The sequence below is a fragment of the Pseudomonas ekonensis genome (genome assembly GCF_019145435.1).
In the GTDB taxonomy this organism is placed as follows: Bacteria; Pseudomonadota; Gammaproteobacteria; order Pseudomonadales; family Pseudomonadaceae; genus Aquipseudomonas; species Aquipseudomonas ekonensis.
In genome coordinates, this window is the sequence record NZ_JAHSTS010000003.1 from 44,117 (window position 1) to 59,364 (window position 15,248).

15 protein-coding genes are annotated in these 15,248 nt (G+C 65.1%); 6 read left to right on the forward strand and 9 right to left on the reverse strand.

The window, feature by feature from the left end; translation table 11 throughout:
• Nucleotides 1-48: 48 nt before the first annotated feature.
• A complete protein-coding gene (locus tag KVG96_RS24190; protein WP_085638757.1) occupies nt 49-723 on the reverse strand; it encodes a methionine ABC transporter permease in 675 nt (224 codons plus the stop codon).
• Nucleotides 723-1,730, reverse strand: a complete 1,008-nt coding sequence (locus KVG96_RS24195; RefSeq protein ID WP_085579410.1) for a methionine ABC transporter ATP-binding protein — start codon at nt 1,728-1,730, stop codon at nt 723-725. Before KVG96_RS24195 ends, KVG96_RS24190 begins: the two co-directional genes overlap by 1 nt.
• 257 nt (nt 1,731-1,987) lie before the next feature.
• On the opposite strand from KVG96_RS24195, the gene katE reads away from it, so the two are divergent.
• Complete coding sequence (gene katE / locus KVG96_RS24200; protein ID WP_217894316.1) at nt 1,988-4,129, forward strand: catalase HPII; 2,142 nt, start codon at nt 1,988-1,990, stop codon at nt 4,127-4,129.
• A gap of 102 nt (nt 4,130-4,231) precedes the next feature.
• Here katE and KVG96_RS24205 read toward each other — a convergent pair whose 3' ends face one another.
• Genes KVG96_RS24205 through KVG96_RS24220 form a run of 4 tightly spaced genes read right to left on the reverse strand, consistent with a single transcriptional unit; the run spans nt 4,232 to nt 7,031 of the window.
• Complete coding sequence (locus tag KVG96_RS24205; protein WP_217894317.1) at nt 4,232-4,945, reverse strand: PA5502 family lipoprotein; 714 nt, start codon at nt 4,943-4,945, stop codon at nt 4,232-4,234.
• Nucleotides 4,946-4,982: 37 nt separating this feature from the next.
• On the reverse strand, nt 4,983-5,771 hold the full coding sequence (gene znuB / locus KVG96_RS24210) for a zinc ABC transporter permease subunit ZnuB (RefSeq protein WP_085579404.1): 789 nt from the start codon (nt 5,769-5,771) through the stop codon (nt 4,983-4,985).
• On the reverse strand, nt 5,764-6,549 hold the full coding sequence (znuC, locus tag KVG96_RS24215; RefSeq protein WP_217894318.1) for a zinc ABC transporter ATP-binding protein ZnuC: 786 nt from the start codon (nt 6,547-6,549) through the stop codon (nt 5,764-5,766). Before znuC ends, znuB begins: the two co-directional genes overlap by 8 nt.
• The gene (locus tag KVG96_RS24220; protein ID WP_217894319.1) at nt 6,549-7,031 is read right to left on the reverse strand and encodes a Fur family transcriptional regulator; all 483 of its coding nucleotides are present in this window, start codon (nt 7,029-7,031) and stop codon (nt 6,549-6,551) included. The genes znuC and KVG96_RS24220 overlap by 1 nt, the downstream gene beginning before the upstream one ends.
• 57 nt (nt 7,032-7,088) lie before the next feature.
• Between KVG96_RS24220 and KVG96_RS24225 the strand changes: the two genes are divergently transcribed.
• Nucleotides 7,089-8,018, forward strand: a complete 930-nt coding sequence (locus tag KVG96_RS24225; RefSeq protein ID WP_217894320.1) for a zinc ABC transporter substrate-binding protein — start codon at nt 7,089-7,091, stop codon at nt 8,016-8,018.
• A 110-nt stretch (nt 8,019-8,128) separates the two neighbouring features.
• Here KVG96_RS24225 and KVG96_RS24230 read toward each other — a convergent pair whose 3' ends face one another.
• Both KVG96_RS24230 and KVG96_RS24235 read right to left on the reverse strand, forming a co-directional pair.
• The gene (locus KVG96_RS24230) at nt 8,129-9,082 is read right to left on the reverse strand and encodes a homoserine kinase (RefSeq protein ID WP_217894321.1); all 954 of its coding nucleotides are present in this window, start codon (nt 9,080-9,082) and stop codon (nt 8,129-8,131) included.
• A 60-nt stretch (nt 9,083-9,142) separates the two neighbouring features.
• Nucleotides 9,143-9,433, reverse strand: a complete 291-nt coding sequence (locus tag KVG96_RS24235) for a DUF2782 domain-containing protein (protein WP_085630392.1) — start codon at nt 9,431-9,433, stop codon at nt 9,143-9,145.
• A 74-nt stretch (nt 9,434-9,507) separates the two neighbouring features.
• On the opposite strand from KVG96_RS24235, the gene polA reads away from it, so the two are divergent.
• A complete protein-coding gene (gene polA, locus KVG96_RS24240; RefSeq protein ID WP_217894322.1) occupies nt 9,508-12,312 on the forward strand; it encodes a DNA polymerase I in 2,805 nt (934 codons plus the stop codon).
• A 284-nt stretch (nt 12,313-12,596) separates the two neighbouring features.
• Here polA and yihA read toward each other — a convergent pair whose 3' ends face one another.
• A complete protein-coding gene (gene yihA, locus KVG96_RS24245) occupies nt 12,597-13,241 on the reverse strand; it encodes a ribosome biogenesis GTP-binding protein YihA/YsxC (protein ID WP_217894323.1) in 645 nt (214 codons plus the stop codon).
• Between the two features lie 191 nt (nt 13,242-13,432).
• Here yihA and KVG96_RS24250 point away from each other — a divergent pair, with 191 nt between their 5' ends.
• From KVG96_RS24250 to KVG96_RS24260, 3 genes are all read left to right on the forward strand, one after another.
• On the forward strand, nt 13,433-13,738 hold the full coding sequence (locus tag KVG96_RS24250) for a c-type cytochrome (RefSeq protein WP_217894324.1): 306 nt from the start codon (nt 13,433-13,435) through the stop codon (nt 13,736-13,738).
• 32 nt (nt 13,739-13,770) lie between these two features.
• Nucleotides 13,771-14,382 (forward strand): c-type cytochrome, encoded by a 612-nt coding sequence (locus KVG96_RS24255; RefSeq protein ID WP_217894325.1) that lies wholly within the window; start codon nt 13,771-13,773, stop codon nt 14,380-14,382.
• Between the two features lie 210 nt (nt 14,383-14,592).
• The gene (locus KVG96_RS24260; protein WP_217894326.1) at nt 14,593-15,234 is read left to right on the forward strand and encodes a thiol:disulfide interchange protein DsbA/DsbL; all 642 of its coding nucleotides are present in this window, start codon (nt 14,593-14,595) and stop codon (nt 15,232-15,234) included.
• Nucleotides 15,235-15,248: the final 14 nt, after the last annotated feature.

Here is a 15,248-nt window from a genome sequence, read left to right on the forward strand (position 1 = left end):
GGCGCCTGCCGGGGAAGGCCGGCTCATGTTTTTCTGTGACAGGATCGATTATTTGCGCGAGAAGTGGACGACCAGCCGGTCGCCCGCCATTTGCAGCACTTGCACCAGGATCAGCAGCAGCACCACGGTCACGACCATCACGTCGGTCTGGAAGCGCTGGTAGCCGAAACGGATCGCCAGGTCGCCCAGACCGCCGGCGCCGACCACACCGGCCATCGCCGTGTAGGACACCAGTGTAATCGCTGTCACCGTAATCGCCGCGAAGATGCCCGGACGGGCCTCCGGCAGCAGCGCGTTGACGATGATCTGCCGGGTGGTCGCGCCCATCGACTGGGTCGCTTCGATGATGCCGCGGTCCACCTCGCGCAGGGCGGTTTCCACCAGCCGCGCGAAGAACGGCGTCGCGCCCACCACCAGCGGCGGAATCGCACCGGCAACGCCCAGCGACGTGCCGGTGATCAGCACGGTGAACGGGATCATCACGATCAGCAGGATGATGAACGGCAGAGAACGCAGGATGTTCACCACCAGCGACATGATCGCGTAGACGCCGCGGTTCTCCAGCAGCTGGCGCGGGCTGCACAGGAACAGCAGCACGCCCAGCGGCAAGCCCAGCAGGACGGTGAACAGCAGCGAGCCGCCGAGCATCATCAGGGTGTCGCCGGTGGCCAGCCAGATTTCCAGCCAGTCGATGTTTTCGAACAGGGACTTGAGCAGTTCCATCAGCGGAGCACCTCCATGTGAACGTCGGCGGCGGTGAAGCGGGCGAACGCCGCGTCCATGTCGCCGCCGGTGACGGCGAGGGTCAATTGCCCGTAGGGAACGTCTTTGATGCGGTCGATGCGGCCGGCCAGGATGCTGTAGTCCACCCCGGTCTCCCGGGCGACGGTGCCCAGCAGCGGCGCGTAGGTCGCGTCGCCCTGGAACGTCAGGCGCACGATGCGGCCCGGCACGTGGGCGAAGTCATCGCGCTGCTCGTTTTCGTCGATCTGCTCGTCTTCCTGGACGAAACGCTTGGTGGTCGGGTGCTTCGGATGCAGGAACACGTCGGCCACCGGGCCTTGCTCGACGATCGTGCCGGCGTCCATCACCGCCACCTGGTCGCAGACGCGGCGGATCACGTCCATCTCGTGGGTGATCAGGACGATGGTCAGTTTCAGCTCTCGGTTGATCTCGGCCAGCAGTTGCAGCACCGAAGCGGTGGTCTGCGGGTCGAGGGCGCTGGTGGCCTCGTCGCACAGCAGGATCTTCGGCTTGGTCGCCAGGGCGCGGGCGATGCCGACGCGCTGCTTCTGGCCGCCGGACAGTTGCGCCGGGTACTTCTTGGCGTGGTCGGACAGGCCGACCCGCGCCAGCAGTTCGGCCACGCGGCGGTCGATCTCGCTGCGCGACAGTTCGCCGGCCAGGGTCAGCGGCAGCGCGACGTTGTCGGCCACGGTCTTGGACGCCAGCAGGTTGAAGTGCTGGAAGATCATCCCGACCTGTTGCCGGAAACGGCGCAGGCCGTTGGCGTCCAGCGCGGTGATCTCTTCGCCGTCGACGATGATCTTGCCGCCGCTGGCGTCCTCCAGGCGATTGATCAGCCGCAGCAGGGTGCTTTTCCCTGCGCCGGAATGGCCAATCAGGCCGAACACCTGACCGTTCTCAATCGACAGACGGGTCGGGTGCAGCGCAGTGATGTCCTTACCGGCAACGCGGTAAGTCTTATGGACGTTTTGAAACTCGATCACGTAGCGAACCTTGTGGGGCGCGTTGAAAAGGGTCAGCGGTTAGCCGGGCGCGCATTTTAGCCTGTCCGTATAGAGGTTCTTAGCATTTATTTCGCAAACAACCTTTCTTTTGGCAATAACGCGATCAAAGGTCATAAAAAAGGAACGCCGCGGCGCCTCGGTCAGTCACTCGAATAACCCCTGGAAATGCCCCATGGCTATCGGCACCGCGCCGGAAAACCTGACGGGGCCTGACCCGAATGAGGAGTTCAAGCCTGATGAGCACCAAAAAAACCGCTGCAGAGAAAAGCCGACTGGCCGGCACGGACACCCCCGACCGCGCCAACACCAACGCCAAGCTCGACCGCCTGGAGCCGTTCCGCTCCGACGCCACCGGCCAGGCCCTGCGCACCAACCAGGGCGTCAAGATCGCCGACAACCAGAACACGCTCAAGGCCGGCGACCGCGGGCCGTCGCTGCTGGAAGACTTCATCATGCGTGAGAAGATCACGCACTTTGACCATGAGCGCATCCCCGAACGCATCGTCCACGCCCGCGGCGCCGGCGCCCACGGCTTCTTCCAGAGCTACGGGAACCATTCGGCGCTGACCAAGGCCGGCTTCCTGCAGGATCCGGCGAAGAAAACGCCGGTGTTCGTCCGCTTTTCCACCGTGCAGGGGCCGCGCGGCTCCGGCGACACGGTGCGCGACGTGCGCGGCTTTGCCGTGAAGTTCTTCACCGAGGAAGGCAATTTCGACCTGGTGGGCAACAACATGCCGGTCTTCTTCATCCAGGACGCGGTGAAGTTCCCCGACTTCGTCCATGCGGTGAAACCCGAGCCGCACAACGAGATCCCCACCGGCGGCTCGGCCCACGACACCTTCTGGGATTTCGTTTCGCTGGTGCCCGAGTCGGCGCACATGGTGATCTGGGCCATGTCCGACCGAGCGATCCCGAAAAGCCTGCGCAGCATGCAGGGCTTCGGCGTGCACACCTTTCGGCTGGTCAATGCCGAAGGCACCTCGCGCTTCGTCAAGTTCCATTGGCGCCCCACCGCCGGCACCTGCTCGCTGGTGTGGGACGAAGCCCAGAAGCTCGCCGGCAAGGACACCGACCACCATCGCCGTGACCTCTGGGAGGCCATCGAGACCGAGGACTACCCGGAATGGGAACTGGGGGTGCAGATCATCGAGGAACAGCACGAGCATGACTTCGAGTTCGACCTGCTCGATCCTACCAAGCTGATTCCCGAGGAGATCGTGCCGATCACGCCGCTGGGCAAGATGACCCTCAACCGCAACCCGGACAACTTCTTCGCCGAAACCGAGCAGGTCGCATTCTGCCCCGGCCACATCGTGCCGGGGATCGATTTTTCCAACGATCCTTTGCTGCAGGGGCGCCTGTTTTCCTACACCGATACGCAAATCAGCCGACTCGGCGGGCCGAACTTTCACGAGCTGCCGATCAACCGTCCGCTGGCGCCGTTCCACAACGGCCAACGGGACGCCCAGCACCGCTCGACCCTCGACAAGGGCCGCGCCGCCTACGAGCCGAACTCGATCGACGGCGGCTGGCCGAAGGAGACTCCGCCAGCCGCGCAGGACGGCGGTTTCGAGAGCTATCCGGAGCGCATCGACGCGAACAAGATCCGCCAACGCAGCGAATCCTTCGGCGATCACTTCTCCCAGGCCCGGCTGTTCTTCAACAGCATGAGCCCCCACGAGCAGGAGCACATCATCGCGGCCTACAGCTTCGAGCTGGGCAAGGTGGAGCGAGAGGCCATCCGGGCCCGGGAGGTCAATGACATCCTCGCCAACATCGACCTGGGACTGGCCCGGCGCGTGGCCGAAAACCTGGGCCTGCCGACGCCGGCCAAAGGCACGGTGGCGGTGCGCAAGACCTCGCTGAAGCGCTCGCCGGCATTGAGTCAGGTCAACTTGCTGCCGGACACCATCAAAACCCGGAAAGTAGCGATTCTCGCCGCCAACGGCGTCGATAGCGCAGCCATCGATGCCATGAAAAAAGCGCTCAAGGCCGAAGGCGCCCACGCGAAGCTGCTCGGCCCGACCTCGGCACCGCTCAAGGCCGCCAACGGCAAGCCTCTGGCAGTGGACGCGTCGATGGAAGGCATGCCGTCGGTGGCTTTCGACGCGGTGTTCGTGCCGGGCGGCGCGGCGTCGGTCAACGCATTGGGCGGTGACGGCGTGGCGCTGCACTACCTGCTGGAGGCGTACAAGCACCTGAAGGCGATCGCCTTGCAGGGCGAGGCGGAACAATTGCTGGATGTGCTGAAGCTGGAGAAGGATGCGGGACTGGTGGCAGGCAAGGACGTCGGGGCGCTGACCCAGGCGTTCTTTGCCGCGATCGGGCAGCACCGGGTTTGGGCGCGGGAAGCCAAGGCCAAGGCGGTTCCCGCCTGAGGGTTCCCCGGTGCCCATGAGGGCGCCATCGCCAGCAGGCGGGCTCCTGCAGGGTTCAGCGGTGTTCCCTATCCTGTAGGAGCCGGCCTGCCGGCGAAGCGCTTATGGCTTGCGCGGGCTCAAGACCATCTGCGCCGGCACGGTGCGCACGGTCTGCTTGCGGATCTGCAGGTCGAAGTCCGGATCCAGCTTCTTCACCCGCTTGGTCAGCAAGGTCGCCAGCCACGGGTAGTCGTCGGTGCGCGGGGCCTGCAGGGTCACCGCGCAGTCGTAATTCACCACATCGGCGGCGATCGCATCCAGTTGCCGACGCAGTTTGCGGCTATCGGTGATGTTCAGCGCCACCGTGGTGCTTTCGGCGGTCGGGTCTATCACCCGTGCCTTGGGCTTGGACTCAGCGGCCTGCAACGCCGCTTCGGCCTTTTCCAGCTCGGCCTTGCGGGCTTCGGTGATGGCGCCGTTGACACCGCCGGTCAGGGCCGGGGCCTTGGGCATCAAGGCGCGGGCACGGCTCAGGGCCATGGCGGCGGCGTTCACGTCGCCCTTCTGCAGCACGATCTGGCTGCGGCGCAGGTAAGCCTCCGCCAACTGCCGCTGGTATTGCTCCAGGGACTGATCGTTGGGGGTTTCAGCCTGCAAGGCCGCCAATTGGTCTTCGGCGGTGGCCAGTTCGCTGCTGGCCAGGCTTTGCTCCAGTTGTGCGATGGCCGTGGCCCGCGCGTCGGGGGCTTCGGCCACCGGCGGCGTGCTTTGGCAAGCGCCCAGCAGCACGGAAAATGCGACAAGGAGCAGATAACGGGAGGCGAACGGCTTCATTCCTGCGACTCTCTAATTGCGCAAAAAGCGAGCAAGTCTACACCCCTCGACGGGGCAGGACAAAACTGAGCAGAAACAGTGCGGCCGCCGTCACAACGATCGAAGGGCCGGCCGGGGTGTCCTTGAACCAGGACAGCGCCAGCCCGCCGCACACGGCCAACATGCCCAACAGGCTGGCGCCCAGCGCCATCTGCTCCGGGGAACGGGCGTGACGTTGTGCCGCAGCCGCCGGGATGATCAGCAGCGAGGTGATCAACAGCACGCCGACGATCTTCATCGCCACCGCGATCACCACCGCGATCAGCAGCATCAGCGCCATGCGCAGCCCGGCCACCGGCAGGCCTTCGACCTTGGCCAGCTCTTCGTGGACGGTGATCGCCAGCAGCGGCCGCCACAGCGTCACCAACAATGCCAGCACCGCCGCGCTGCCGCCGAGGATCCAGGCCAGGTCGGTGGGGCTGATCGCCAGCAGGTCGCCGAACAGATAGGCCATCAGGTCGATCCGCACTTCATGCATGAAGCTTAGTACCACAAGGCCAAGGGAGAGCGTGCTCGGCGCGAGAATTCCCAGCAGCGTGTCGGAGGCCAGCGGCTGTCGCTGCTGCAGCGTCACCAGCACCACCGCCAGCAACAGGCAGCCGACGGTGACCGCCACGGTCGGGCTGACATCCAGCAGAAAGCCCAGGGCCACGCCCAGCAGGGCGGCGTGGGACAGGGTGTCGCCGAAGTAGGCCATGCGCCGCCAGACCACGAACGAGCCCAACGGCCCTGCGACCACCGCCAGCGCCAGACCTGCAAGCAGGGCGTAGAACAGAAAATCAGCCATGCTTGCAGCCATCTCCGTGAACATGGGGTTGGCCCGCCGGGGCCGCCTTGACCACCGAACCGTGCAGGTCGTGGGCGTGGTCGTGATGGTGGTGATAGATCGCCAGGCTCGGTGCGTTGTTGCCGAACAGCTCGACGAAGGCCGGGTCGCCGCTGACCTGCTCGGGATGCCCGGAACAGCAGACGTGACGGTTGAGGCAGACCACCTGGTCGGTGGTGCTCATCACCAGGTGCAGGTCATGGGAGACCATCAGCACACCGCAGCCGTGGCGGTCGCGCAGCCGCGTGATCAGGCTGTACAGCTCGGCCTGGCCGGCCACGTCGACGCCCTGCACCGGCTCGTCGAGCACCAGCAGCTCGGGCTCGCGCAACAGCGCCCGGGCCAGCAGCACGCGCTGCATCTCACCGCCGGAAACGCTCTGCACCGGGCTGTCGATGACGTGCTCGGCGCCGACTTCCTTGAGCGCCGCCAGGGCCCGCGCGCGGTCGACGCCCGGCACCAGGCGCAGGAAGCGCAGCACCGACAGCGGCAAGGTCGGATCGACATGCAGCTTCTGCGGCATATAGCCGACCCGCAGCTTCGGCTTGCGCCAGACGCGGCCGCTGTCCGGCTTCAGCAACCCGAGCACGGCGCGCACCAGGGTGGTCTTGCCCGCGCCGTTGGGGCCGATCAGGGTGACGATCTGCCCCGGCTCGACGCTCAGGTGAATGTTGTCCAGCACGCTCTGCCCGGCGAACCGGACCGCGACCTGCTCGAGACGGATCAGCGTGTCGCTCATCAAGCCCCCCGGCAGCCGGAGCAGAGGCCGACCACTTCGACGGTCTGGGTCTCGACGACGAAGCCGACATCCTTGGCGCTGTGGATGATCGCGTCGCTGATGGCCTTCTGCTCAAGCTCGATGGCGGCGTGGCATTGGCGGCAGATCAGGAACTGGCCCTGGTGCGCGTGTTCCGGGTGGACGCAGCCGATGAAGGCGTTGAGCGAGGAGATGCGGTGCACCAGGCCGTTCTCCAGCAGGAAATCCAGCGCCCGGTACACGGTCGGCGGCGCGGCGCGGCGGCCGTCCTGCTCGCTCAGCACCGCGAGGATGTCGTAGGCGCCCAGCGGCTTGTGGCTCTGCCAGACCAGTTCCAGCACCCGCCGGCGCAGCGCGGTCAGGCGCAGGCCCTTGCGTGCGCACAGGGCGTCGGCCTCGGACAAAGCGCTGTGCACGCAATGAGAGTGGTCGTGGGGGCGGCTGGCAATCGGTGTAATGGGCATGAGCGGCGACGAGTTTGGCTAGAGACGTTATTATGTTACCCGTTCTCGCCTCCTTGAGTGGTCATCGTGTCCCGACTTTTTTCTGTTTTTGTCGCATTCGTCACCGGTTTCCTGCTGATCGGCCCGGCCCAGGCCGAGGTCAAGGTGCTCACCAGCATCAAGCCGCTGCAACTGATCGCCGCCGCCGTGCAGGACGGCGTAGCGATTCCCGAAGTGCTGCTGCCGCCCGGCGCCTCGCCGCACCACTACGCCCTGCGCCCGTCCGACGTGCGCAAGGTGCAGTCGGTGGATCTGCTGTACTGGATCGGCCCGGACATGGAAGGTTTCCTGCCCCGCGTGCTGAACGGCCGCACCCTGCCGAGCGTCGCGGTGCAGGACTTGCCCGGCCTGAAGCTGCGCCGCTTCGCCGAGGACAGCCACTCGCACGCCGAAGAGGCCGACGAGCATGACCACGACCACCGCCCGGGCACCCTGGACGCGCATTTGTGGCTGTCTGCGGTGAACGCACGGGTGATCGCCGACAAGATGGCCGCCGACCTGAGCGTCGCCGACCCGGCCAACGCCCAGCGCTACCAAAGCAACGCCAAGGCGTTCGACGGGCGCCTCGATGCGCTGGACGCACGCCTGAAGAAACGCCTGGCCGGCATCGAAGGCAAACCCTACTTCGTGTTCCACGAAGCCTTCGACTACTTCGAAGACGCCTACGGCCTCAAGCACGCCGGCGTGTTCAGCGTCGCGGCGGAGGTGCAGCCGGGCGCGCAGCACGTGGCGGCGATGCGGGCGCGGCTGCAGGAAGTCGGCAAGACCTGCGTGTTCAGCGAACCGCCGCTGCGCCCGCGCCTGGCGGAAACCCTGGTGGCCGGGCTGCCGGTGAAACTGGCGGAACTGGATGCGCTCGGCGGCTACACCCCGGCGACCGCCCAAGGCTACGAGCAAGTGCTGGAAAAACTGGGCAACGACCTGGCGGGCTGCCTGGAGTCGCTGTAAGCGCTGTGGCGAGGGCGCTTGCCCCCGCTTGAGCGCTCAAGGTTCCGTCGACTGCGCGGAACCTTGAAGGGGCATGGCGCCCGGCGCGAGCAAGCCCGCTCGCCATCCAGTCAGAGAGCGAACGGCAACCGGACGCTGACGGCCTGGCGCTGCGCCAGCCGCTGCTCGAACTCCTTCGGATCGTGGATCAGCACGTCCTGACCGGCGAACGACTCCGCCGCGATCAGGCGTGACAGCCAGAACCGCACGCACGCCACCCGCAGCATCACCGGCCACAGCTCGGCTTCCGCCGCCGTGAACGGACGCAGCGCCGCGTAGGCCCCCAGAAACGCCCGCGCCCGCTGGCCGTCGATCTGACCGGCGTCGTCGGAGCACCAGTCGTTCAAGGCGATGGCCACGTCGTAGAGCATCGGCCCCGAGCAGGCGTTGTAGAAGTCGATCAGCCCGGTCAGGTGCGTGCCTTCGAACATGGCGTTGTCGCGGAACAGGTCGGCGTGGATGTTCGCCCGCGGCAACGCGAGGACCTTCTCTTTCTGCGCGGTGATTTCGTCCAGCGCCTTTTGCAGCAGCGCCCGCGGTTCGGCGCCCAGGTGCGACAGGAACTGCGTCCCCTCCTCCAGCATCCAGTCCAGGCCGCGGTCGGTCTTGCGCTTGATCATGTTGGCGCCTTGGGTCGCCAGGTGCAGATGGGCCTGCAGCTCGCCGACCTGTGCGCAGTGCTGGGCGTTGGCCTGCTTGATGTGCTTGCCGGCCAGGCGCGGCTGCAGCAGCGCGGGCTTGCCCTTGAGCTCGCGCAGGGCCTCGCCGTCGGTGGTGCGCAGGGCGTACGGCACCGGCAGGTCGGCCTGGTGCAGCACGTCGAGCAGGTCGATGAAGAACGGCATCTCCTGCACCGGGCCGCGCTCGACCAGGGTCAGGACGAACTCGCCCTGCTCCAGGCTGATGAAGAAATTGGTGTTTTCGCTGCCGGCGGCGATCCCCTGGAAATCGAGCAGACGGCCGAGCCCGTAAGGGGCGAGAAAGGTTTCCAGCTCGGGCCGAGCCAGGGGGGTGAACACAGACATGGTCAAAAACTGCTCAGTTCTGGCGCCGGGGTCGGGCCGGCGCCGGGTGAAATTAAGGAACTACTTCCATTCAAAGATCTTCCAGGACGGAATCAGCATATCCGGCTGGTCCGAACGGATGAAGTTCGCGTCGGTACCGTCGGCACGCACCAGAAAGTACGGCGGCGCGCCCTTCACGGTGACTTTGATCGCATACAGGAACCCGTTCTGGCGGTATTCCTGGATCGTCCTGTCGCCCTCCGTGCGAATGGTGACCTCCGGATCCGCCGACGGCGCATCATCCGCCGCGATCGCGGCCAGCGGTGAGACAGCGATCAGACTGACCAGCAGCAAGCGATTTAACGTACGCATGATAACCTTGTCCCTTTGTCGTCAACGGTCCCGCTATTCTAGCGCCGGACCCGCCGAAAAGGTTGATCCTGCACATGAGCCAAGCCCCCCTCGTCCTGGTGGACGGTTCGTCCTACCTGTACCGCGCCTTTCATGCGCTGCCGCCGCTGACCACCTCCAAAGGCATGCCGACCGGTGCGGTCAAAGGCGTGCTGAACATGCTCAAGAGCCTGCGCAAGCAATATCCGGACAGCCCCTTCGCCGTCGTCTTCGACGCCAAGGGCGGGACGTTCCGCGACGAAATGTATGCCGAGTACAAGGCCAACCGGCCGAGCATGCCCGATGACATGCGCGTGCAGATCGAGCCGCTGCACCAGAGCGTGATCGCCCTCGGCTTCCCGCTGCTGTGCGTCGAAGGCGTCGAGGCCGACGACGTGATCGGCACCCTGGCCCGCAGCAGCGCGGCCGCCGACCGTCCGGTGATCATCTCCACCGGCGACAAGGACATGGCGCAACTGGTCGACGGGCACATTACCTTGGTCAACACCATGTCCGGCAGTTCGATGGACGTGGAGGGCGTAAAGGAGAAGTTCGGTGTCGCACCGGAGCAGATCATCGATTATCTGGCCCTGATGGGCGACTCTTCCGACAACATTCCCGGCGTTCCCGGCATCGGCCCCAAGACCGCCTCCGGCCTGCTGGTGGGCGTCAACGGCGGCCTGACCGAACTCTACGCGCAGCTCGACATCGTGCCGACCCTGCCGATCCGCGGCGCCAAGACCCTGCCGGCCAAGCTCGAAGAGCACAAGGAAATGGCGTTCCTGTCCTATCAACTGGCGACCATCAAGGTCGACGTGCCGCTGGACGTCGGCCTCGACGACCTGCAGATGGGCCCGGAAGACCACGCGAAACTGGCCGAGCTCTACGCCCTGCTGGAGTTCAAGAGCTGGCTCAACGACCTGGAGCGCGACGCCAAGCGCGTCGAACTGAAGGCCGCGGCCGAGCCTGAGCCGGCCGCTGACCTGTTCAGCGCCGCCGACGCCGAAGCGCCGGAGGCGACCAGCGCGACCCGCTACGAGACCATCCTCGACCAGGCGCGTTTCGATGTTTGGCTGGAAAAGCTCAAAAGCGCCGAACTGTTCGCTTTCGACACCGAAACCACCGGTATCGACGCGCAACAGGCGCAACTGGTCGGCCTGTCGTTCGCCGTGCTGGCCAATGAAGCGGCCTACGTTCCGCTGACCCATTCCTACATCGGCGTACCGGAACAGCTGGACCGCGATACCGTGCTGCGCGCGCTCAAGCCGATCCTTGAGGACCCGAACAAGCTCAAGGTCGGCCAGCACGCCAAATTCGACATGAACATCCTGGCCAACTGCGCCATCGGCGGCGACCCGGCCAACGGCATCACCGTGCGCGGGATCGCCTTCGACACGATGCTCGAATCCTACGTGCTGAACTCCACCGCCACCCGCCACGACATGGACAGCCTGGCGCAGAAGTACCTGGACCACACCACCGTGAGCTTCCAGGACATCGCCGGCAAGGGCGCCAAGCAACTGACGTTCGATCAGATCGCCCTGGAGCAGGCCGGCCCGTACGCCGCCGAAGACGCCGACGTGACCCTGCGCCTGCACCAGGCCCTGATCGAAAAGCTCGATGCCATCCCGAGCCTGGCCAGCGTGCTGACCGACATCGAGATCCCGTTGGTGCCAGTGCTGGCGCGCATCGAGCGTCAGGGCGCGTTCGTCGACGCCGCCCTGCTCGGCGTGCAGAGCATCGAGCTCGGCGACAAGATGGTCGCCCTGGAGCGCGAAGCGTTCGAGATCGCCGGTGAGGAATTCAACCTGGGCTCGCCGAAACAGCTGGGCGTGATCCTCTACGAAAAGCTCGGCCTGCCGGTGCTGAAGAAGACCGCCACCGGCCAGCCCTCCACCGCCGAAGACGTGCTGGCGCGGCTCGCGGAGGACGATTACCGGTTGCCGAAGGTGCTGATGGAGTACCGTTCCATGAGCAAGCTGAAAAGCACCTACACCGACCGTCTGCCGGAACAGATCAACCCGCGCACCGGACGCATCCACACCTCCTACCATCAGGCGGTGGCGTCCACCGGACGGCTGTCCTCCAGCGACCCGAACCTGCAGAACATCCCGGTGCGCACCGCCGAAGGCCGCAGGATCCGCCAGGCGTTCGTCGCACCGGCCGGCTACAAGCTGCTGGCGGCGGACTACTCGCAGATCGAACTGCGGATCATGGCCCACCTGTCCCGCGACGACGGCCTGATGAACGCGTTCCGCAACAACCTGGACGTGCACACCGCCACCGCCGCCGAAGTGTTCAAGGTCGAACTCAACGAAGTGACCTCCGATCAGCGCCGCAGCGCCAAGGCGATCAACTTCGGCCTGATCTACGGCATGGGCGCGCAGAAGCTGGGCAAGGACATCGGCGTCGACACCAAGACCGCCAAGGCTTACATCGACACCTACTTCGCCCGTTACCCCGGCGTGCGCGACTACATGGAACGCACCCGCAAGCAGGCGGCCGACCAGGGCTACGTGGAGACCTTCTTCGGCCGCCGCCTGTACCTGCCGGAGATCAACTCCAACAAGCCGCAGGAACGCGCCGCCGCCGAACGCACGGCAATCAACGCGCCGATGCAAGGCACGGCGGCGGACATCATCAAGAAAGCCATGGTGGCGGTGGACAACTGGCTGCAGGCCTCGGGGCTGGATGCCAAGGTGATCCTGCAGGTCCACGACGAACTGGTGCTGGAGGTCCGCGAAGACCTGGTCGCCCAGGTCAGCGAAGAAATCCGCACGCACATGAGCGGTGCGGCGAAACTGGACGTTCCGCTGCTGGTCGAAGTAGGTATCGGCAACAACTGGGACGAGGCTCACTGAGCCGTCTGGGACGGGCCTGCGCTGCGGCATGGCGTCGCGGCGAAGGCCCGGGAGCGAGCTTAGTTCCGATCGCTCTTGGGGTTATTCCAAAGCTTTTTGAAAAAAATCTGAACTAATCTTGCGAAGGGCCACTCAGAGTTACTGAATGGCTGGTGAAGCCCTTCGATGCTCCTATGTTGTGTTAAGTGTTGGCAGATATCTGAACCCCGCCCTAGCGGTTCGGAACTTGAACCCCGGAACTTCTCCCTCCCCATATGAAGTCCGGGGCTTTTTTTGCCTGCGGTTTACTCGGCCGCCGCTTCGGCGCCTTTGTCCGCCAGCTCCATCCAGTCCGCCAGCACGGTGTAGGCCTCTTCCAGGCCCATGCGCTTGGGCGCGGAGAACAGCTGGATCGAGACCGTGTCGCCCCACCCCTTGCGGATCTCCGACTGCACCTTGAGCAGCGTGTTCTTGGCGGCGCCGTAGGTCAGCTTGTCCGCCTTGGTCAGCAGGATGTGCATCGGCATGCCGGCGGCGACGGCCCAGTCGAGCATCAGCCGGTCGAAATCGGTCATCGGGTGACGGATGTCCATCAGCAGGATCACCCCCATCAGACTCTCGCGACCGCCCAGGTAAGCCTCGAGGTGACGCTGCCAGTGCTGCTTGAGCGGGATCGGCACTTTCGCATAACCGTAGCCCGGCAGGTCGACCAGACGGCGTTCATCGTCTAGCTTGAAGAAATTCAACAGCTGCGTGCGGCCCGGGGTTTTCGAGGTGCGCGCCAGGCTGGCGTGGGTCAGGGTGTTCAGCGCGCTGGACTTGCCGGCGTTGGAGCGGCCGGCGAAGGCCACTTCGTAGCCCTGGTCGCTGGGGCATTGATCGACTTTGGCGGCGCTGAGCATGAAGGTGGACTGTTGGCACAGGCCGAGGATGGGGTTCTTGAGCTGCATGGGATTTCCGATGTGGACGGCGCCGGGAATGGGCGCGGCAAGCGAGGTCGCTTCCGTTTCAGTGACGCCAGTATATAATGCCGCAGATTTTGTGTGCGCTTTGTCCCAGCGTAGGATGAAGTTCACGAGAGCGACAGACCTTGATTGCGCACCAGAACGCAGAACGCTCTCAACCCTGAAAAGGTCGTTTTATGACGAAATGGCTGCTGGCTGCCGGGCTCCTGATGCCGCTTCACAGCATTCAGGCCGCACAGGATCCGGAAGCCGTGTACAACCGTGTCTGTAGTGCCTGTCATTCCGGCCAGCTCCCTACGGCGCCCCGCATGGGCGACCGGGAAGCCTGGACGCCGAGATTGGCCAAGGGCATGGAGACGCTGGTGCAACACGTGACCCAGGGTTTCAAGGCGATGCCGCCGCGTGGTTTGTGCATGGACTGCAGTGCCGAGGATTACCGAGCCATCATCCTCTGGATGAGCGAGAGTAAGCCCGGTCCATAACTCTTAACCCTTAGCCGTAGTTGGATTAGCTGATGAACAAACTGATCGTGAGTCTGCTGTTGACCGTGGGAATCTCAGGCTTCGCCCATGCTGCAGGCGATGCCGCCGCCGGCCAGGCCAAAGCCGCCGTATGCGGTGCCTGCCATGGCCCGGATGGCAACAGCATGGCGCCAAACTTTCCGAAACTGGCGGGCCAGGGCGAACGCTACCTGACCAAGCAACTGCACGACATCAAGTCGGGCAAGCGCACCGTCCTGGAAATGACCGGCCTGCTGACCAACCTGAGCGATCAGGACCTTTCCGACATCGCCGCCTACTTCGCCAGCCAGAAAGGCAGCGTCGGCGCCGCCGATCCCAAGATCGTGGCCCGCGGCGAAGCCCTGTTCCGTGGCGGCAACCTCGAAAAAGGCCTGCCGGCCTGCACCGGCTGCCACTCCCCGAACGGCGCCGGCAACGCGGCCGCCGGGTTCCCGCACCTGGGTGGCCAGCACGCCCAGTACGTCGCCAAGCAGTTGACCGATTTCCGCAAGGAAGAAGCCGGACGCACCAACGACGGCGACGCCATGACCATGCGCACCATCGCCCGCAAGCTGAGCGACGAAGACATCGCCGCCGTCTCCAGCTACATTCAAGGCCTGCACTGAGGCCAGGCTTGCCGGCGTGATCCGGGCGTTGCGCGCAGGGGACTCCCCCCGTTACGTTAACGCTCGATTAATCCGCTCAAGCAAGTATAAAAAGGGTGGCCTTGGCCGCCCTTTTTTGTGGCCGCTGCCGTTACACTACAGGACTCATGCCCGCCACGACCTGTCCGCAGACAGGCTGCGCGAGGCGACCCATTTGCCCAGGAGTAAAGCATGCGTAATCTGATCATCAGCGCCGCCCTCGTCGCTGCCAGCCTGTTCGGCGTGACCGCCCAGGCCGCCGAGGCCCCTGCCGCCCCTTACGTCGAACTGAGCAATCCGGTGCCGGTCGCCGTGCCCGGCAAGATCGAAGTGGTGGAGCTGTTCTGGTACGGCTGCCCGCATTGCTACGCGTTCGAGCCGGTGATCAACCCCTGGGTCGAGAAGCTGCCGGCCGACGTCAACTTCGTGCGCATCCCGGCCATGTTCGGCGGCCCGTGGGACGCCCACGGCCAGATGTTCCTGACCCTGGAAGCCATGGGCGTCGAGCACAACGTCCACGCCGCCGTGTTCAACGCCATCCAGAAGGAACACAAGAAGCTGACCGACAAGAACGACATGGCCGACTTCCTCGCCACCCAGGGCGTGGACAAGGACAAGTTCCTCGCCACCTTCGACTCGTTCGCCATCAAGGGCCAGATCGTCAAGGCCCGCGAGCTGGCCAAGAAGTATGAGATCTCCGGCGTTCCGACCATGATCGTCAACGGCAAGTACCGCTTCGACATCGGCTCGGCCGGCGGCGCCGAGCAGGCACTGCAGCTGGCTGACCAACTGGTGGCCAAGGAGCGGGCGTCCAACAAGGCCGCCGCCAACTAAGCGCGGCGACCGCC